The organism is Anabaena sp. FACHB-1237 (genome assembly GCF_014696225.1).
Taxonomy (GTDB): Bacteria; Cyanobacteriota; Cyanobacteriia; order Cyanobacteriales; family Nostocaceae; genus FACHB-1237.
The window spans coordinates 33,235-55,197 of the sequence record NZ_JACJPV010000002.1 but is presented as its reverse complement, the minus strand read 5'-3'; the positions used below and the strand labels follow the sequence as shown (position 1 = coordinate 55,197).

Below are 21,963 nucleotides of genomic sequence, written 5' to 3'. Positions count from 1 at the left end.
CAATAAATACCATATCTGTTCTATGATGAGAGGATATTAGATAAACTTCACAAAATTTAACATCGGTTCATCATGGCAAAAATCCAATTTGCAAGGAATATAGACGAAGAAGTAGTTCCTGAGGTGCGACTCACTAAAGCACGTAGTGGTAATAGTTCTACTGCTACTTTTGTTTTTACAAATCCTCGAATTTTAGATCAGACGGGTAATGACGATATTACAGGTATGTATTTAATAGATGACGAGGGGGAGATTGTCATTAAAGAAGTAAAGGCAATATTTATCAATGGTAAACCAGAAAGATTAGAAGCTGTTTATGTGATGAATTCTCAAGAAGAATGGGATCGTTTTATGCGCTTTATGGAAAGATATGCTGATGAAAATGGTTTAGGATTTAGTAAGTCTTAGTTATTATCCCTCAGTACTATTTGTCGGAGGGTGTGTCAGATTTAATATTGCTATTTGACGCACCCTACACAAGAGTATAGAATATAATATATCAATTGAATTAATTTGCCCCAGTAATAGCTTTATTCAGTTGAGCTAAATCATACAATCCTGATACAAATTCTGGTTCATTTTCCAGGACTTTTCTACTGGCAAATTGATGGGGACGAAGGTAAAATTTAACTTGATTAAATGCTTCCGCTTGTTCAACATTTAAGTCAGCTAAGGTTTTATCTTCTTGAAGACTACTCTTTTTAGTATGATTTAAAGGTACTCCCATAGATTTCCAATAGAGTAAATTCTGGACAATTTCTTTAACAGTCATGGGAAACAGAAATGATAAGGATAAGTTTACTCCTGGAGGAGAAACTACACCATGTAACCAATTAGTAGGTAAATAAAATATTTCTCCTTCCTGAATCTCAAAATCATAGTATTCCAAATCATCAAAACTAGGATCACTCAAATTTAGTTTAGTTAAATCACTTTGAAATACAGATTCTAATAATTCTTTGCTTTGAAAATGAGAAGCTATCCACCATCTTTTTTTTCCTGATAACTGGATAAAAAAGTTGCATAACCCATGATCTGCATGAATGAAGGTATTAGTATTACCTTGACTATACCAGATATTACCATTAACTATAGTTGACAAATTAGATAGATTGAATTTGCCAAAAATTCCTTTTCTTAAACTTAAAAAGATGATTAATTTTTGTATCAGAGAATAATCTACAAGTTTTTCTTGAAAAAATTCTGTGCTAAAAAAGAATTGTATGATATTTTCTAATTGGTAATTATACCTTTCTTGTCTAAATCCAATAGGACTAAGAATTTTATCTTTTGTGAAAAAAAATAGAGATGTTGAATACATTTTACTAGCACGAGAATCTTCTCCTCTGGAGTATTGTATAACATCATTGAGGTTGTTTAAATCATTATTTGTCCTAAAAATTGACTGTTTATAGTTTTCTTCAAAATCTACAATGATTTTTTTTAATTCCTCAGCCCTTAATTTATTTTCTTGATTTAAACTATATATGATTGGCTTTTGAAAGTTCTCTGTTACTTGTTTAAGACTGCTGTAATTACAATCTTTAACTCTTTTAATTTCTAAACACTTTGCCATATTTAACTTTCCTTGATTTAATGGTTAATATTCAACACAGTAATATTACTTGTTTAGTTTTTGACTTGAATATTTGTGATTAAGATCACTATGCACTCTAGCATAAAACCTGAAGATTGTCTAATAATTTGCTCATATAAGTACAGAATATGGTTTTAATGTCAAAAAAAATACTGAACATTTCTGTTGTCAAGAAATATAATTAATGTGATTATCTTAGTGGCAAATAAAGACAGTAATCTTTACTATTGACAAAATTCTATAGTTATGTTATTTAGTAATAGTAATTTTATATACAAATAAACTGAGTAGTATAACTTAATCTTTTCGGGTAATTTATACATTATTCTCAGGAAGTTGATAAATTTATTGGTAGAGAGGATAAATGACTACTACTCTAGTAAACCCAGTTAAAATTGATACTTTAGTCGGAGTACTGCAACAACAGGCATTATATAAACCAGATGTTACAGCTTATACGTACTTAGAAAATGGAGAAACAGAAACAGATAGTTTAACTTATCAGGAGTTAGATAAAAAAGCACGGGCGATCGCTGCCCATTTACAGTCATTTTTGTCACCTGAAGATAGGGTATTATTACTATACCCATCGGGTTTGGACTTTATTACAGCTTTTTTTGGTTGTTTGTATGCGGGTATGATAGCTATCCCCGCGTACCCACCTAGACGAAACCAGAATACGTCTAGGTTAGAGTCAATTATTATTGATGCTCAAGCAAAAGCAGTATTAACAACATCAGACTTATTAGAAAACATCAAATCAAGACTGAGTGAAAATCCAGACTTTGCAGAATTGGAGTGTTTATCTACAGATGATATTGATAGCGATAGATATGTAAAATGGCAAAAACCCGCCATTAATGGTGATACTCTGGCTTTTTTACAATATACATCAGGTTCAACAGGTAAACCAAAGGGCGTAATGGTGACACATCGCAACCTGTTATATAACGAGGAAATGATTAAGGTAACATTTCAGCACAGCGAAAAAACGGTTTTCGTGGGTTGGTTGCCTCTATTTCATGATATGGGATTAATAGGAAACGTATTACAACCCATATATTTAGGTATTCCTTGTTACTTGATGTCCCCAGTGGATTTTATTCAAAAACCCTATCGCTGGTTACAAGCAATATCTCGTTACAAAGCAACTACTTCTGGTGGTCCTAACTTTGCCTATGATTTATGTATTAAAAAAATCACACCAGAACAAATTGCCAGTTTAGATTTAAGTAGTTGGCAAGTAGCATTTAATGGTGCAGAACCTGTGCGGTATCAGACCTTAAAACAGTTTAGTGATACCTTTGCATCCTGTGGTTTTCGTCCTGAAACCTTTTATCCATGCTATGGTATGGCAGAAACTACACTATTAGTATCTGGAGGTGTACCCGCAGAATTACCAGTTATTTGCAGTATTGATGAAACAGCTTTAGAAGAAAATCGGGTAGTTGTTAGCACTGAGGAGAATAGTAAAAAAATTGTCGGTTGTGGTAAAACATCCTTAGAGCAGAAAATTATCATTGTTAATCCTGATACCTTTACTGAATGTTTACCAGAGGAAGTGGGGGAAATTTGGGTTGCGGGTGATAATGTAGCTATAGGCTATTGGCAAAGACCAGAACAGACTAAAACGGATTTTAATGCGTATCTAGCTGATTTTAAAACAGGTGCTTTTCTGCGGACAGGGGACTTAGGATTTTTGCAAAATGGAGAATTATTTGTTACCGGACGGATGAAAGATGTTATTATCATTCGCGGGCAAAATCATTATCCGCAAGATATTGAATTTACCGTGGAAAATAGTCATCCAGCGTTAAAACCTGCTTCTGGTGCGGCTTTTACGGTGGAAGTCAATGGTTTAGACAGATTAGTTATTGTTCAGGAGGTAGAACGGACTTATATACGCAAACTAGATGTTAAAGAAGTTATAGGTAATATTTCTCAAGCTGTAACTGCTGAACACGGGCTACAAGTGTATAAAACTATCTTAGTGAAAACTGGTAGTATTCCCAAAACTTCTAGTGGAAAAATTCAACGTTATGCTTGCAAAAACGGCTTTTTAAATAATACTTTAAACGTGATTGGAGATGAATAAAATTTCTAATCAGTTCTGATAAATTTTTCAAATTAAATTGAGAAAAAATCAACTCAAAACCACAAAAATAACAATAGAGATATAGAAAAATGACTGTTATCCAGAATGCAAAAAAATTACCAAGTATATCAGAAGTTGAAGAATGGATAGTTAAGTATATAGCTGAACTATTAGAAATTGAAGAGGATGAAGTTGATACCACAATACCCTTTGATCGTTATGGTTTAGATTCTTCAGTATCCGTTGGTTTAATGGGAGATTTGGCAACTTGGTTAGAACGGGATCTTGAACCTACATTAATGTATGATTATCCCAATATTGATACTCTTGTTAACTACATTAATGTAGAAATTTTGTCCCCAAATAGTCTTTAGTTTTTAGTTTTGTTTGCATTGGTCAATATTTTAATAAATTTCTAGGAGGAAAAAATGGTAACTACGACAGCAACAACAAATACAGATGATATTAACCTATTAGAAGAAAAAGGGAAAAAACATAACCAAATAATTCAAAAAACCTATCAAAATAATACTGATTCTGATTACACCGAAAAAATAGCATCTTTAACAAAGAAATTTAATTATGCTGACAACAGCAATTATTATTGGGGTAAACCGGAACTTTCAGTATTTTATGGTACACCAATATACGAGTATGCTTCTGATAGTCAAAAACTAGCTCTTAACCATTTATATTGGGTAACACAATATACTCAAACTGCCGCCACTGAAGCTAATACAATACTTTATAATCAAATAACTACTGGGGTTTTGACTAAAGTGGGAGGTTATCAAACTCTCTGTCAAGAATTGGATTTAGAAACTTATCAAGAAAGATTTCATATCAATGCTTTTCAACAAATAGGTTATAAAACCAAGATAAGTTTACTAGGTAAAAAGTTTTTAGGTAATCCACTGTATAAAAACCATCAGCAAGAAATTAACTCTGATAACAAGCTATTTAATTTACAAAACTGGCTGAATAAATTAGGATTCTCTAAGACCCAAGAATCATTTTCAGACTCCTTACTACGTTCAATTGTGAGGTTGATGAATGGAAATAATGTCAAGTATTATTCTTCTTACTTGGAAGAAAAATATAGTGAAAATATTCCCATTACTAGGGGAGGTTTAGTCGCTTACGCTGCTTCTCAATCTTTTATCAAATTTCTGACTTTGAATTGGGGAACTTCTCCTTTTTTAGCCAGTCAATATTATGCGTTAAGAATGATAGGAAATATGTCCTTGAAAGCTTATGAATATAGTTATTATAAGCTGTTTAAGCATCTGGAAAAAAACAATGAATTTATCCCTGATCCTACAGCTGTATCCTACTATCATTTATTAGATGAATCTTTCCATACAACTATGTCCCAAACAATCTCTCAAGATTTATATAAAGATTTGCCCAAACCTACAGAATATGAAAAACTTATAGCGAATATAGTGATATATTTGGCACAAAAGAACATTGTTGGAGGATTTTCCGCAGCATTACCCCATGTTTTTCGCAATGATGTTTCTGCTATGTCCACCTTTTATCGTTTCTTAACTTCTCCAGTATTTAATATGTCAAAAGAAGATGCTTTAAACTGGATGGAAAGAAGTCTATGTAATGAGAATGAAGGGATTCATCTAAACTTTAAACATCATCAAGATATGATACCAGCTATGTGCCGATTTGTTGAGCCGATGGATTTTCTATGGCCAGTTAATCGTGAGATGAAAATTATGTCTAAGAATAGTTCAATAGAGAAAGTTCTTCACAGTAATACTGCTGCTTTTCAAAACTTTTCACAATCTTTAATTTAGGGAATATTTGAAAGTGTTTCCTTAATTAATCCCTAGATACTGAACATTGTACGCCCTCTTGGAACTACAATGTTTCTGTCAATATTTATTTGTAACATTAGTTATCTCATAGGACTTAAATTGTGGAATCCATAGCAATTATCGGTATAGGTTGTCGTTTCCCTGGTGCTGAAAATCCTCAACAATTTTGGCAACTTTTATCCAATGGGATTAATGCTATTTCGGAAGTTCCTCCAGAACGTTGGAATGTTGATCAATTTTACAGTCCTGAACCTGGTACTCCAGGAAAAATGAGTAGTCGTTATGGTGGTTTTTTAGACAATGTAGATCAGTTTGATGCGGGTTTTTTCGGTATTTCTCAGGAGGAAGCAGAGCGCATTGATCCGCAACAAAGGTTAGTTTTGGAGGTTGCTTGGGAAGCATTAGAAAATGCTGGTATTGCTCCTCACAATATTACTGATACGCAAACAGGTGTAATGATTGGTATTGGTAATTATGACTATGGGATGTTACAGTTTCAGGATATTGATAGTATTAATGCTCACAATGGTGCAGGTAGTACATTAAGTATTGCAGCGAATCGGTTATCATACTTATTAAACTTAAAAGGTCCAAGTTTAGTAGTTGAAACAGCCTGTTCTTCTTCTTTAGTAGCTATACATTTGGCTTGTAAAAGTCTGGTGACAAAGGAATGCGATTTGTGTATAGTAGGGGCAGTTAGTTTGATGTTATCGCCTGTACCTAGTGTGATTTGGTCACAGGCGGGAGTAATATCTGCTGATGGACGTTGCAAAACTTTTGATGCTAGTGCGGATGGGTATGTGAGAGGGGAAGGTTGCGGGGTTGTAATTTTAAAAAGATTGACTGATGCAATTAAAGATAATGATAATATTCAAGCAGTAATTCGCGGTACGGCAATTAATCAAGATGGTTTAAGTAACGGATTGACATCACCCAATGGACCATCACAGCAAGAGGTAATTCGTCAGGCTTTGAAAAATGCTAATGTTGAACCTGCACAAATTAGTTATGTGGAAGTTCATGGTACAGGAACATCTTTAGGGGATACTATAGAATTTAAGGCTTTAAAAAATGTTTTGATGGAGTCGAGAAAACCAGATGAAAAATGTTTTTTAGGAGCGGTAAAAACGAATATTGGCCATTTAGAACTTGCTTCAGGAATGGCAAGTTTATTAAAGGTTATTGTATCATTACAACATCAACAAATTCCGCCACATTTGCATTTACAAAAGTTAAACCCTTATATTTCTTTAGATAAAACTTGTTTTGCAATTCCCACAAAGTTAGAAAACTGGGATAATTTTACAGGTTCACGGTTAGCTGGTATTAGTACCTTCGGCATTGGGGGAACTAATGCCCATATAATAGTAGAAGAAGCGAATTATCAACAACTTAGCCAAAAAAAATTATCAGCATATCTGTTAACAATTTCTGCTAAGACTGAAACAGCTTTACGGGAATTAGCAAAACGTTATGAGAAGTTTATTTTAGAAGATGAGGAAATAGATTTAGGAGATATATGTTATACTGCTCATTTTGGGCGATCGCATTTTGATCATAGGTTAGCAATTATAGGAACATCTCATCAAGATTTTCACCAACAATTAAATAATTTTTTAACCAATAAACCAGGAAATTATTTAGCAGGTAAACTCACAGGAAAGAAAAAACGTAAAGCTGCGGTAATTACCAGCGAGGAGCATCTGCAAATTTTACAAGAATTACAACAATATTATATCGAAGGATTAACCATAGATTGGCAGGATTTTTATTCAAGTTTTCATCAAAATAGTAACTACAATAAAGTCATTTTACCTAATTATCCTTGGCAGCGATCGCCCTATTGGTTTAAAAAATCTAATATTTCCACAAATACTGAAAAAAGTCAACAATATTCAGCCCCAAAAGCAACCCTAAACCCTCAAAAAACGAGTCATAAAAAAGCTGATGAACTCATTAGTTGGTTAAGAGACTATGCTAGTAAAAGAATCAATTCCCGTCTCATAGATGAACGTCGTAGTATACCTCCTTACATAATATTAGACTTTGGTAACAAAGGACTTTTAGGAATGCAAGTCCCCGAAGAATATGGCGGTTTAGAACTAAATTATTATGATACATTTCGGGTATTTGAACAACTAGCGGCTATAGATATGACATTAGCTGCTTTTGTCGGAGTGCATTATGTTTTAGGAACTCGGCCAATATTAAATTATGCTAATGAAAAAACCAAATCATATATATTACCATTAATAGCACAAGGTCGAGAATTAATCTCATTTGCTATCACAGAACCAGGTGCTGGTTCAAACCCCAGGGCAATTTCTACCACAGCAAAACCCACTAAAAATGGTTGGGTATTAAATGGACAAAAAGAGTGGATAGGAACAGGTTCTTGGTCAGGCTTTATTAACGTTTTCGCGCAAATGTTAGATGAAAATAACCACCCTATTGGTATTAGTAGTTTTGTCATTTCTCAAAATAGTCCAGGTTTAGAACAAGGACCAGAAGCATTAACTATGGGAATGCGAGGAATGGTACAAAATAGTATTTATTTTCATGATGTTCCTGTTACCCAAGAACAATTATTAGGGAAAATTGGTTTTGGAATGGATGTTGCACAGGATGCGATGTTTGTCGGCCGTTTAGGTTTAGGGGCAATTAGTTTAGGAGGCATGAAAAGATGCGCTCAATTAATGTTAAGATATAGTAGCCGTCGTCATGTTTCCACGGGTAGGTTATTGGATAACCCTATCACATTAGTAAAATTGAGTGATTTAACGGCTGCAATTACTACATTAGAAACCTTAGTTTTCAAAATTGCCAAACTTTTAGATATTCAATTTCCTGTGCCTGAAGCAGCTTATATAGCTTGTAAAACCTCTGGTCCTGAATTTTTATGGCAAGCCGCAGACCAACTGGTACAATTATTAGGAGGAAGGGGTTATATTGAAAGTAACATTGCACCGCAAATTTTACGAGATGCAAGGTTATTACGCATTTTTGAAGGACCAACGGAAACTTTAAATATGTTTCTGGGTTCAAGGGTAATGAATAATTTTGCAGAGTTGGATAAGTTCCTCTGTGATGGTTTAGAAAGTCCTGAAACTTCCCAGGAATTAGAATATATCGTTAGCAAAATTAAAAAACATTTTAGTAGAAAAAATACATCTTTTAATGATCAGCAAACCGCGTTAAAATATGCCCATATTAGAACAGGAGAAATTGTCACTTGGGGAATATTATTAGCAGCAGTAGAATCAGCTTATGCTAATAGTAATACAGAAACATTAAAAAGGGCATTTAATTGGGCAAAATTACAATTTGAACAAAAAGCCCAACAAATTTTACATGGTATTCCTGGAGAATTAATAGTTAGTAATTCTGCAAGTATTACCCAACAAATATCAGATTATATAGCCACAATTGGTGATATTGAACAAACTCTAGCAGGAGAAAATCATCAACTGGATAAATTCTTAAAACAGGAATTTATTCAAGATAACCAAATATCCATAACTCCAATAGTTGAGGAAGTAAAACAACCATTAATAGTCATTAATTCTATTAAGTCAGAAACATCTGCATCTATTGAAAATTGGATTGAAAATTGGTTAGTTAAGAAGTTAAAAATAGATGCGGATACGATAGATATTGATACATCTTTTGCTGATTATGGCATAGATTCAGTGACAGCAGTGGAATTAGCCCAAGATTTAGAAGAATGGTTACAATCTAGTTTAAAATCTAGTTTGGAAGTAACTATACTCTGGAATTTTCCCACAATTAGATCCTTAGCTAATTACTTAAATAAGGAAATTGGTAATGATCTACCAATAACAACTAAAATGGAGGATGAAAGAGTATTACCAATTCCTAAATTATCTCAACCTGAAAATGATGAAAGTAAACATCATGAAAATATTGATGATGCTATTGCTTCTGAATTAGCAGCATTAGAAAAATTATTAACCAATTTTTAACTTTAAAAAACTATGCTTAACAATAATCTACAAAATACCACAGACTCACAAAGAATACTCAAAGCACTCCAACAAGCACGCACTCAAGTAGAAAACGCAGAACGTCAAAAAAGCGAACCGATAGCAATTGTCGGCATGGGTTTCCGCTTTCCTGGAGGTGCTAAAGATGCTGATTCATTTTGGCATTTATTAGAAAATGGTATAGACGCAATTACGGAAATTCCTCCGCAACGTTGGGATGTGGACGCTTATTATGATCCTAACCCGGACGCACCGGGAAAGATGTACACTCGTTATGGTGGGTTTATAGATGCAGTAGAGCAATTTGACCCGCAATTTTTCGGTATTGCTCCCCGTGAAGCAATGGAAATGGATCCTCAACAGCGTTTATTATTGGAAGTTACTTGGGAAGCGATAGAAAATGCCGGGTTTTCTGCTGATAAACTCAAAGGTACTTCCACTGGGGTATTTATTGGGATGAGTGCGGATGATTATGCACATCTTTGTATTAATTTTGATACTTTAGAACAGGTAGATGCTTATACTGGATTTGGCAATGCTCGCAGTATTGGGGTGGGTAGGTTAGCTTATACCTTGGGACTACAGGGAGTAACGGTACAATTAGATACATCTTGTTCATCTTCACTTCTGGGTATTCACTTGGCTTGTCAAAGTTTGAGATCCCGTGAATGTAACCTAGCACTAGCAGGAGGCGTAAATTTGATGTTGTCTCCTATTGGTACTATTTTATTCTCTAAAAGTAAGGCTTTATCTCCTGATGGACGTTGTAAAACTTTTGATGCATCTGCGGATGGTTATGCGAGGGGAGAAGGTTGTGGGATAGTAGTTTTAAAAAGATTATCAGATGCGATCGCTGACAATGATCATATTCTGGCAGTTATTCGCGGAAGTGCAGCTAACCATGATGGTAAAAGCAATGGATTAACAGCACCTAACGGTTCAGCACAGGAAGCTGTAATTAGACAAGCGGTGATAAATGCCAAATTAAAACCGGAACAAATTCAATATGTAGAAGCTCATGGTACAGGAACACCATTAGGAGATCCCATAGAAGTATCTGCATTAGGACGGGTATTGGGAGAAAATCGTCACAACGAAACACCTTTAATCGTTGGTTCTTTAAAAACAAATTTTGGACATTTGGAAGCAGCAGTGGGAGTAGCGAGTTTAATTAAAGTTGTATTGGCGATGCAGCATGAACAAATTCCACCCCATTTACATTTTAAAACACCTAACCCTTATATAGCTTGGGATAAATTAGCTGTAAAAGTTCCCACTGAATTAACACCTTGGCCAGAAAAAGATGGACAAAAGTTGGCGGGTATTAGTTGTTTTGGGATGAGTGGAACTAATGTACATTTAATTTTAGAATCAGCACCATCTGTTGAAAAGTATATTAATTCAGAAATTTCCCAAACATCTGGACATCTTTTAGCACTGTCAGGAAAAACAGAACAGGCTTTACAGGATGTAGCCAAAAGATATATTCAGTTGTTGGAGAAACAGCCAGAAATATCTGTGAGTAAGTTATGTTTTACAGCAAATAGTGGGCGATCGCATTTTGATCACCGTTTAGCTATAATTACAGAATCTTGTAAAAATCTTCATCAACAATTACAGAATTTTTTAGATAAAAACACAGATACAAATATAGTATCCAATCAACTTACCAGTAAAAAAGCCCCCAAAATATCGTACTTATGTAGTGGACAAGGATCACAATACATAGGAATGGGTAGAGAACTATATAATACAGAACCAATATTCAAACAAAACCTAGATAAATGCAGAGAGATACTTTTTGAGTATATAGAAACAGACATAATCGAAATAATCCACACAGAAAACGACCTATTAGACCAAACAGCATACACCCAACCAGCCCTATTTGCCATAGAATATAGCCTATATAAAACCTGGGAACACTACGGCATCAAACCAGATATAGTATTAGGACATAGTATAGGAGAATATCCTGCTGCTTGTATAGCAGGAATATTCAGCCTAGAGGACGGGTTAAAACTCATAGCACATCGTGGAAAACTCATGCAAAAGCTACCAAAAAATGGCAAAATGGTAGCAGTACAAACCACAGCCGAAAAAATAGAACCATTAATTAATCAACATTCAGAACAAGAAATAGCCATAGCTGCATACAACGGAACAAATAGCATAGTAATATCAGGAAATAGCACCATAGTAGATAAAATAGTCAAACAACTAGAAAAACAAAACATTAAAACCAAACAATTACAAGTATCACACGCATTTCATTCACCATTAATGCAACCAATACTTGACGAGTACCGTCAAATAGCAAATCAAGTAAATTACAACAGTCCCAAAATACCCATCATCTCCAACCTCACAGGAGAAATAGCAGAAAACAACATTACCACAGCTGAATATTGGGTAAACCACATCATCAAACCAGTAAAATTTGCCCAAAGTATTCAAACCCTACAAAAACTAGGATATACAACCCACCTAGAAATAGGACCAAAACCAGTATTACTAGGAATGGCCAGTCAAATTATAGAAGATAATAACGACAACCATACATGGCTACCATCATTAAGACCAGGAACAACAGAAAGAAAACAAATATTACAGAATTTAGCATCCTTATATACTCAAGGGGCAGATATAAAATGGGAAAACATATACTCACAACCGCAGCATAAGATCCAACTACCAACTTACCCCTTCCAAAGACAATCCTATTGGGTAGAAACCAAAACCAACAAAACAAACATCAACACAACCAACAAAAACCAGCATCCCCTACTAGGAAACCAACTCAACCTCCCCTTCAGCAGTCAAACAAGATACGAAAACCAACTTACAACCAATAACCCTCCCCATCAAGAACATCATCGCATCTTCAACATCAACATCCTCGCCGCAGCATCCCATGTTTCTCTCACCTTACAAGCAGTAAAACACACATTTAAAACCACAAAATGTACCTTAGAACAGGTATTTTTCCAAAAACCATTAATTATTGCTGAAGACAAACATAAAACCATCCAAATAATCATAGAACCAGAAAACAACCATCAACACAAATTTCAAATTATCAGTCCAGAAACCACAAACCACTGGATACAACACGTCAACGGAAAAATTACCCTAGACAACAGCAAACAAATAGAAAAAATAGACAAACAACAAATTATCAACATCCAAAAAAGATGTGCACAACAAATTAAAGGAAAAGAACACTATCAACAATTTACTGACGCAGGATATACATTAGGAACAGCATTCCAATGGATAGAAACAGCATGGAGTAATACCCAAGAAGCATTAGGAAAACTATCATTACCAGAATTACCAGATAGTCCCCAACAATATCAATTATATCCTGGATTAATAGACTCCTGCTTTCAAGTATTAGGAATGTGTCAAGCCACATCCAACCAAAAAGATAAACTAGACAAAGACAACTATATATATATACCCTTCCACATCGAAAAATTCAGCTTTTATCAAACACCAAACCTCACAAACAATTATGAAATATGGTGTCATGCAGAAATAATTAACTCAGCACAAGAAAATAACGAAAATAGTAGCATTAGTGGAAATATCACCATCTTTGATAACCAAGGAGAAATAATTGCTAAAATAACCAACTTCCAAGCAAGAAAAGCATCTAAAGAAGCACTGAAAACGATTTTACAAGGAACTCTCAGAGATTGGTATTATCAAATAGAATGGCAAAAATCGGATGTTGTTAATAAAAGACAACTGTCAGAAAAACAAACATTACTCATATTTGCATCAGCAAATAAAGCAGATAAAGAAATTATCACAGCTTTAGAAAATGCTGGATATCATACCATCATAATTCAGCCAGGAACAAAATACAAAAAAGTAGATAGTCAACATTATCAAATAGCTGTGAATAAACCAGAAGAATATGGAAAAGTTTTCACAGAAATAACAGCTAATAATACCATTAATGACATTATTCATTTATGGAGTTTAAACACCAAAATATCAGATGTAATAACATCTCAAGAAATGACTTGTGGTACGGTATTAAACTTACTGCAAACCTTGATAAAAATAGGAAATAAGAAAAAACAACCTCAATTATATTTGGTGACAGAAAATGCCCAGAAAATAGGGGATGAGAAAATAGAAATACAGGTACAACAAGCACCATTATGGAATTTAGGCAAAGTTATTGCTTTAGAACATCCAGAATATCAATGTCGTTGTGTAGATATCACATCAGAAATGACAGCAGTAGAGAAGGGTAATGTATTATTGGAAGTATTGTTATCTAATGATAAGGAAAATTTAATTGCTTATCGTCAAAATGAACGTTATGTGATGAGGTTAACTACGGCTAAGTTAGCAGAAAATACCAAGACAATAAAAATAAATGCAGAAGGAAGTTATTTAATTACGGGTGGCTTAGGTGCGTTAGGGTTAGAAATAGCGCGATGGTTAGTTAGTAAGGGTGCCAGAAATATAGTTTTGATGGGTAGAAATGCACCTCAAGCCAAAGCACAAAGGGTAATTACTGAATTGGAAGGGTCTGGAGTTAATGTGTCTGTGTATTTAGGAGATGTGGGAATACGGGAAGATGTGGAAAATGTGATAAACCAGATAGAAACAGATGTGCCTTTACGGGGTGTGATTCATGCTGCTGGGGTATTGGATGATGGAATGTTGTCTGATATGAGTTGGGATAGGTTTAGTAAGGTATTGCAGCCAAAAGTGGATGGAACATGGTATTTACATGATTGTACACGGCATTTAGATGTAGAGTTGTTTGTGTGTTTTTCGTCTATAGCGTCGTTGTTGGGTTCTGCGGGTCAAGGAAATTATGCGGTTGCGAATGGTTTTATGGATGCTTTGATGAGTTATCGTGAGAGTCAGGGTTTACCGGGTTTAAGTGTTAGTTGGGGACCTTGGGCAGAAGGTGGTATGGCTGCTAGTTTAGGGGAACAGTATTTAACTCGTTTACAAGCTCAAGGTCTTGCTTCTATTCCTGTGAATTTGGGATTTAGGGCTTTAGATGAGCTTATGAATACTAATCATCATCAAATAGGCGTTTTCTCTCTTGACTGGGAAAGGTTTTCCCAACAATTATCTCCAGATGCGACAATGGGATTATTAGATAATTTTATATCTGCTATATCTTCCCAAAATGTAGTAGAATCTCAGCAATCTTCTTTATTTATCAAAAAATTGGAGGACGCGCCTATTCGTGCCAGAAAAGATTTACTATTGTCTCATATTCGTGGTCATATCGCCAAAATTTTAGGAATGAAGATACCAGAACAAATAAGTTTAAGAGAACGACTATTTGATTTAGGTATTGATTCACTTATGGCGGTAGAATTAAAAAATATCCTTCAATCTAGTTTAGGCTGTTCTGTGCGTTCTACAATGTTATTTGACTATCCTACTTTAGAAGCGTTGGTTAATTATTTAATTGAGGATGTATTAGAAATTGATTTTTATGAAACTGTCATAGAAGAAATTTCTGAAGTTCCAGCAACAGATGATTTAGATGATATGACAGATGATGAATTGGCCATGTTATTATCATCAAAGTTGACGAGTTTCAATAATTAGCTTTCAGCTAAAAAACAACAATAATATAACAATTTAAAACAAGTTAAGTATAAAATATGAAAAACCAAAATAACCCAAACATTGACTACAGAAACTTAATGCAAAATGCGATTAAACAAATAGACATTTTGCAGGAAAAATTAGATAGATTAGAAAATGAGAAAAAAGAACCCATAGCAATTATTGGGATGGGATGTCGTCTACCAGGAAATGCAAATTCTCCTGATGCTTTTTGGCAACTATTAGAAAAGGGAATAGATGGAATTTCTCCTGTACCTAACCATAGATGGAATAATGAAGATTATTATCATGATGATGTGAATAAAGCTGGTAAAATAATCACTCGTGATGGTGGTTTTATTAACCATCCTGTAGATAAATTTGACACCGACTTTTTTAGTATTTCTCCGAGAGAAGCCCAAAGCTTAGACCCCCAACAAAGATTATTATTAGAAGTATGTTGGGAAGCATTAGAAAATAGCCATCAAGTATCCCAAAAATTATTTAATAGTTTAACTGGCGTATTTATTGGTATTAGTAGTAGTGATTATTCTCAAAGATTTATTGGAACTGATAATATAGATGCTTATTTTGGAACTGGTAATGCTTTTAGTGCTGCCGTAGGCAGACTATCATATTTCTTAGGATTAACAGGACCTAGTTTAGCAGTAGATACCGCTTGTTCATCCTCTCTAGTTGCTGTACATATTGCTTGTCAAAGTTTAAGGTTAAAAGAATGTAATTTAGCCTTGGCTGGTGGTGTAAATTTAATGTTAACACCAGATGTCACCATTACCTTCTCTCAAGCAGGAATGTTAGCACCAGATGGACGTTGTAAAACATTTGATGCTAGTGCAAATGGTTATGTTAGAGGAGAAGGTTGTGGAGTTATTATCTTAAAAAGATTGTCAGATGCGATCGCTGACAATGATAATATTTTAGCAGTAATTCGTGGTAGTGCTGTCAACCAAGATGGACCAAGTGGGGGTTTAACAGTACCCAATGGACCATCCCAAGAAGCAGTTATTCATCAAGCATTAAATAATGGTAATCTCAAACCAGCAGATATTAGTTATATAGAAGCCCATGGTACAGGAACATCATTAGGAGATCCTATAGAAATTGGTGCTTTAGGTGCAGTTTTTGCCAAAAATCATAATTCTGAAAACCCCTTAATTGTTGGTTCAGCAAAAACCAATATTGGACATTTAGAAGCTGCTGCGGGTATTGCAGGTTTAATAAAACTTGTCTTGCAATTACAACATCAAAAAATCGCTCCCCATCTACATTTTACCACACCAAATCCTTACATCAATTGGTCAGATTTACCTGTAGTTATTCCCACAAAATTAACCCCTTGGGAAGTAACGGAAAAATCCCGTATTGGTGCTGTAAGTTCTTTCGGTTTTAGTGGTACAAATTCCCATATTATCGTGGAAGAATATCCCCAAATTAAGCAAGTAGTAAATACTGAAAATCGGGAAAATACTTTAACATTATCTGCAAAAACAGAAGATGCTTTAAAAGAATTAGTCAAGAGTTATCATGACTATTTAATAAGTAATTCTCAGTTAAATATTACCGATATTTGTTATACATCTAATGTGGGAAGATCTCATTTTCAATATAGACTAGGAATAGTAACATCTGACAAACAAGAATTAATTAGTCAACTGGAAAATATTGATCATCTTAATATTGGATATTCTCGCAAAACCCCCAAAATATCGTACTTATGTAGTGGACAAGGATCACAATACATAGGAATGGGTAGAGAACTATATAATACAGAACCAATATTCAAACAAAACCTAGATAAATGCAGAGAGATACTTTTTGAGTATATAGAAACAGACATAATCGAAATAATCCACACAGAAAACGACCTATTAGACCAAACAGCATACACCCAACCAGCCCTATTTGCCATAGAATATAGCCTATATAAAACCTGGGAACACTACGGCATCAAACCAGATATAGTATTAGGACATAGCATAGGAGAATATCCTGCTGCTTGTATAGCAGGAATATTCAGCCTAGAGGACGGGTTAAAACTCATAGCACATCGTGGAAAACTCATGCAAAAGCTACCAAAAAATGGCAAAATGGTAGCAGTACAAACCACAGCCGAAAAAATAGAACCATTAATTAATCAACATTCAGAACAAGAAATAGCCATAGCTGCATACAACGGAACAAATAGCATAGTAATATCAGGAAATAGCACCATAGTAGATAAAATAGTCAAACAACTAGAAAAACAAAACATTAAAACCAAACAATTACAAGTATCACACGCATTTCATTCACCATTAATGCAACCAATACTTGACGAGTACCGTCAAATAGCAAATCAAGTAAATTACAACAGTCCCAAAATACCCATCATCTCCAACCTCACAGGAGAAATAGCAGAAAACAACATTACCACAGCTGAATATTGGGTAAACCACATCATCAAACCAGTAAAATTTGCCCAAAGTATTCAAACCCTACAAAAACTAGGATATACAACCCACCTAGAAATAGGACCAAAACCAGTATTACTAGGAATGGCCAGTCAAATTATAGAAGATAATAACGACAACCATACATGGCTACCATCATTAAGACCAGGAACAACAGAAAGAAAACAAATATTACAGAATTTAGCATCCTTATATACTCAAGGGGCAGATATAAAATGGGAAAACATATACTCACAACCGCAGCATAAGATCCAACTACCAACTTACCCCTTCCAAAGACAATCCTATTGGGTAGAATCAGCAAATATCACGTTAATATCTAAACCAAAAATTGCTGGTAAGATTCATCCCTTATTGGGGCAAAAAATGCAATTACCAGGATCATCACAAATTAGATTTGAGTCTAAAATAACTAAAGATTGTCCTGTATATTTGAATGATCATCGCATCTATGGTTCAGTAGTATTTCTAGGTGCTGGATATTTAGAAATGGCCTTAGCAGCAGGTAAAGAAATCTTCAAAACCACTGATTTAGTATTAGAAGAAGTGAGTTTTATAAGTGCTTTAATTCTCCCAGAAAAAGGCGAGACTACCTTACATTTTGTTTTCAATATGTCAGGAAATAAAGATGATAAAATAGCTAATTGGGAAATTTATAGTTTTACCACAGAAACAGAAGAAAATCCTTGGAAAATTCACGCCAAAGGTAAAATTAAACCAGCATCAAAACAATTATCAACTGTTAAAATTAATGATTTATTAGCAGAATTTGAAAATGAAGGTACTCAAGAATTTTACAATCAAATAATTGATTTAGCTTATGGTCCATTATTAAGAAATATGGAACAAGTTTGGCAGTCTTCAGGAAAAACATTAAGTAAAATTAACTTACAACCAGCAATAGCAAAGGAAACAAAAGATTATATCATACATCCAGCATTGCTAGATAGTTGTTTCCAAACAATGTTTACTTTATTTAGTGAAGTAAAAGTTAGTTATGATGCTCCCTATATTCCCATAGGTTGTCAAAGTTTTCAACTGTATCAACAACCAGAAAATCAATTATGGACCTATGCACAACTTCATCCTATTGATACTCCTAACCCCCAAACTTTATCCACAGATGTTTACCTTTATAATTTAGATGGTAAATTAGTAGCATTTATTAAAGGACTACAAGGCAAGAAAACCACATCAAAAGCGTTATTTGGTAGTCAAAAAACAACCTTAACAAATTTACTCTATGATATAGAATGGAGAGAGAAAGTAAGATTTGGTAAACATATTTCTAGTCCTTTATTATCAGTAATAGATATTAACAAAAAAATAGATAATACCAAATATTTAACCGCACGTAATGAACTAAATAATTATCGGGAAGTTCATGAAAAATTAGAACAATTAAGTTTAGATTATGTAATTCAAGCATTATTAGAAATTGGTTGGAATTACAAAATTGGTGATACTTTTACTAGTAGTTCTGCTAACCATAAATTTGGTGTGATACCTCTTTACGAACGACTATTACATAGAATGTTGCAAATATTAGCTGAAGCAGGAATTATTAAAGAACTGAAAACTAAATGGCAAATTATTAAAGATTTACCCATAGTTACACCAGAAAAACAACAGAAAAACCTCCTCTCCAAATTTCCCCAAGCAACAGCAGAATTAACATTATTACATCGTTGTGCTTCTCAACTTAGTGGGGTATTAATAGGAAAAATTGACCCTGTAGAACTAGTATTTCCCCAAGGAGATTTAACTGTAGCTACCCAATTATATCAAAATTCACCAGTTGCCCAAGTCATGAATAAATTAGTGGCTGAAACTATCACTATTAGTTTACAAAATATTCCTTCAGATAGAGGTATTAAACTATTAGAAATTGGTGCGGGTACAGGAGGAACTACTAGTTATATTCTCCCCCATCTTAACAGTGAAAAAACTGAATATGTATTTAGTGATATTGGTTCTTTATTTACTAGTAAAGCACAGGCAAAATTTGCAGATTATCCCTTTATTAGTTATAAAACATTAGACATTGAAAAAGATCCAATTTCTCAAGGTTTTCAACCCCATAGTTTTGATATTATCATCGCAGCTAATGTTATTCATGCCACTCAATCTATTGCCGAAACTTTAACCAATGTACAAAAATTATTAGTACCAGGAGGAATGTTAGTTTTATTAGAAGTAACCACTCGTCAAAGATGGTTAGATTTAATCTTTGGCTTATTAGATGGTTGGTGGAGATTTACAGATACAGATTTACGTGCAGATTATCCTTTATTAAGTCCATCTCAATGGCAAAATTTATTGAATAAAACTCAATTTAAACAAGTAGTAAATCTTCCTCAAGGTGAAAATTTACCCATTGCATTATCTCAACAATCTGTAATTATTGCTAATTCAGATATCACTATTAAATCTACATCTGCTAGAAATTGGTTAATTTTAGCTGATGATGATGGAGTAGGGGAAAAATTAGCCGAAGAATTATCTCAACAAGGAGAAACTTGCTATCTAGCTTTTGCTGGTAGTAAATATCAAAAACATCAATTAAATGGTAAGAATAAGTTTCATAAATTTACCATTAACCCCAGAAACCCCGATGATTTTGCTGAGTTAATTAATACAGTAACTACTTCAGGAAATTTATATGGTGTGGTGCAATGTTGGAGTTTAAATAATGGCAATGATGCAATTAGTAGCGCGGAATTAGCAAATTTAACTGCCCTTGGTTGCGGAAGTACATTATTTTTAGTCCAAGCAATAGTTAATAGTAGTAAATTATCTAGCACTCCTCGCTTATGGTTAGTCACGCAGGGAGTACAACCAGCACCTACTAGAAACCCCATAGTTTCTGGAGTATCTCAATCTGCATTATGGGGGATGGGAAAAGTAATTTCCTTAGAACATCCTGAGTTAAAATGTGTGAGAATTGATTTAGATCCTCATGCCAAAATTACAGAAAAAGCTGCTAGTTTAGCCTTAGAAATTTGGTCAGAAGATACTGAAGATCAGATTGCTTTAAGATATGATCAAGATCATAGCGATCGCTATGTTGCTAGATTAATCCGTAGTCCCCAAACTCACACAGAAACAGCTATCACTTGCGATGAAAATGGCACATATTTAATTACTGGAGGTTGGGGGGGTTTAGGTTTATTAGTTGCCCGTTGGTTAATCGAAAAAGGCGCGAAAAATTTAGTATTAGTTGGTAGAAATAAACCTCAAGAAACTGCCCAGATTCAAATACGTGAATTAGAACAAGCTGGGGCTAAAATTACTCTGTCTCAAGGTGATGTTACTGATTTTACATCTATGGAAAAAGTGATCACGAATATTGAGAAAAATCTCCCCCCATTAAAAGGTGTTATTCATTCAGTAGGAGTCTTAGCAGATGGCATTTTAAGACAACAAAAATGGGCAAACTTTGAGACAGTAATGTACCCCAAAGTTCAAGGATCATGGCATTTGCATAAATTGACTCAGAACCAGCCTTTAGACTTTTTTGTTCTGTTTTCCTCTGTAGCGTCATTACTAGGCTCTCCTGGTCAATCTAACCACTCCTCTGCCAACGCTTTCTTAGATGGTTTAGCCCATTATCGTCGCCAAATGGGATTACCTGGATTAAGTATTAATTTAAGTGCCGTTTCGCAAATTGGTTCAGCAGCAGAAATTAAAGCAGATGTCTCAGTACAGAAAAAAGGTGTAGACTCCATTAACCCACAACAAGTATTAGATGCAATGGAATTATTAATGAGTAATTCTAGCGTACAAACTGGAGTTGTACCTATTGAATGGTCAACCGCATTACTACAATATAATAATTCACCATTTTTGGCAGATTGGCAACAGGAAAAACAGGAAATATCAACATCAAAATCGGAGTTTTTACAAGAATTATTAGCTGCCATTCCTAGTGAGCGCAAGTCCATGTTAGAATCTCATGTTAGCGCCATAGTAGGTCAAGTTTTAGGTTTTAAATCTTCGCGTAAAATCGGTTTAGATGAAGGATTTTTTGAATTAGGAATGGATTCCTTGACTTCTGTAGATTTAAGAAATAAATTACAATCTAGTTTAGGCTGTTCTATTCCCATGACGGGAGCATTTGATTATCCCACAATTAACGATATGGTTAATTATTTAATCACGGATGCTTTAAATATAGATTTTGTAGAAACTCAAGAGGGGGAAACATCAACTATTACCAATTCAACAATTATCCAAGATAAAAATGAAGATTTAGATAGCTTATCAGAAGATGAAATTGCTTTACTGTTAGCAGCAGAATTAAATAATTAGCAATTAGAAAAAAGCGATTATAAATCGCATCTACACTTTTATCCACCAAATTACA

General features: G+C 34.3%; 8 protein-coding genes. 7 read left to right on the top strand and 1 reads right to left on the bottom strand.

Going from position 1 to position 21,963, the window contains the following annotated elements; genetic code table 11:
* Positions 1–72: 72 nt before the first annotated feature.
* Complete coding sequence (psb28, locus tag H6F32_RS01170) at positions 73–408, top strand: photosystem II reaction center protein Psb28 (protein ID WP_190367505.1); 336 nt, start codon at positions 73–75, stop codon at positions 406–408.
* Between the two features lie 100 nt (positions 409–508).
* On the opposite strand, the gene H6F32_RS01165 is transcribed toward psb28, so the two are convergent.
* Positions 509–1,576, bottom strand: a complete 1,068-nt coding sequence (locus tag H6F32_RS01165; protein WP_190367504.1) for a cupin-like domain-containing protein — start codon at positions 1,574–1,576, stop codon at positions 509–511.
* 385 nt (positions 1,577–1,961) lie between these two features.
* Between H6F32_RS01165 and H6F32_RS01160 the strand changes: the two genes are divergently transcribed.
* From H6F32_RS01160 to H6F32_RS01135, 6 genes are all read left to right on the top strand, one after another.
* Complete coding sequence (locus H6F32_RS01160) at positions 1,962–3,692, top strand: fatty acyl-AMP ligase (RefSeq protein WP_190367503.1); 1,731 nt, start codon at positions 1,962–1,964, stop codon at positions 3,690–3,692.
* Positions 3,693–3,781: 89 nt separating this feature from the next.
* The gene (locus H6F32_RS01155) at positions 3,782–4,066 is read left to right on the top strand and encodes an acyl carrier protein (RefSeq protein ID WP_190367502.1); all 285 of its coding nucleotides are present in this window, start codon (positions 3,782–3,784) and stop codon (positions 4,064–4,066) included.
* A 54-nt stretch (positions 4,067–4,120) separates the two neighbouring features.
* Positions 4,121–5,503, top strand: coding sequence for a hypothetical protein (locus H6F32_RS01150; protein ID WP_190367501.1), 1,383 nt, complete (start codon positions 4,121–4,123; stop codon positions 5,501–5,503).
* A gap of 122 nt (positions 5,504–5,625) precedes the next feature.
* Positions 5,626–9,507, top strand: a complete 3,882-nt coding sequence (locus H6F32_RS21045; RefSeq protein WP_190367500.1) for a beta-ketoacyl synthase N-terminal-like domain-containing protein — start codon at positions 5,626–5,628, stop codon at positions 9,505–9,507.
* 12 nt (positions 9,508–9,519) lie between these two features.
* The gene (locus H6F32_RS01140) at positions 9,520–15,126 is read left to right on the top strand and encodes a type I polyketide synthase (RefSeq protein ID WP_190367499.1); all 5,607 of its coding nucleotides are present in this window, start codon (positions 9,520–9,522) and stop codon (positions 15,124–15,126) included.
* A 56-nt stretch (positions 15,127–15,182) separates the two neighbouring features.
* Positions 15,183–21,908 carry a type I polyketide synthase gene (locus H6F32_RS01135; RefSeq protein ID WP_190367498.1) on the top strand — a complete coding sequence of 2,242 codons (6,726 nt, stop codon included), beginning with the start codon at positions 15,183–15,185 and terminating at the stop codon, positions 21,906–21,908.
* Positions 21,909–21,963 lie beyond the last annotated feature (55 nt).